Origin of the sequence: Pseudomonas tremae (assembly GCF_001401155.1) — a bacterium.
Taxonomy (GTDB): Bacteria; Pseudomonadota; Gammaproteobacteria; order Pseudomonadales; family Pseudomonadaceae; genus Aquipseudomonas; species Aquipseudomonas tremae.
In genome coordinates, this window is record NZ_LJRO01000091.1 from 1 (window position 1) to 444 (window position 444).

At 59.9% G+C, this 444-nt stretch carries 1 protein-coding gene; it reads left to right on the top strand.

Going from position 1 to position 444, the window contains the following annotated elements; translation table 11 throughout:
- Nucleotides 1–382 (top strand): glutathione S-transferase C-terminal domain-containing protein (locus ALO43_RS08120; protein ID WP_174518492.1); only part of this gene is annotated, 382 nt, incomplete at its 5' end.
- Nucleotides 383–444: the final 62 nt, after the last annotated feature.

Below are 444 nucleotides of genomic sequence, written 5' to 3' on the forward strand. Positions count from 1 at the left end.
GCCCTACCTGGGTGGCGGGTTCGGGCACTTCTACGCCTACGCGCCGGAGAAACTCGAATACCCCATCAATCGCTTCGCGATGGAGGCCAAGCGCCAACTCGATGTGCTGAACCGCCGACTGGGCGAGCACCGCTACCTGGCTGGCGATACCTACACGATTGCCGATATCGCGGTCTGGCCATGGTATGGCGCGCTGGTAAGGAACAAGGTTTATTCGGCCGCCGAGTTCCTGTCGGTGCACGAATACCCGAACCTGATTCGCTGGACGGAAGAAATCGCCGCGCGCCCTGCCGTCATCAAAGGCCAGAAGGTCAACCGCACCTGGGGCGAAGAGGCGGATCAGGAGCCGGAGCGGCATCAGGCATCCGACCTGGATAAATAAGACGCAAGTCAAGGCCTGCGCAACCAGAAACCTGTTGCTACACACTCAAAAGAGATTCTGGG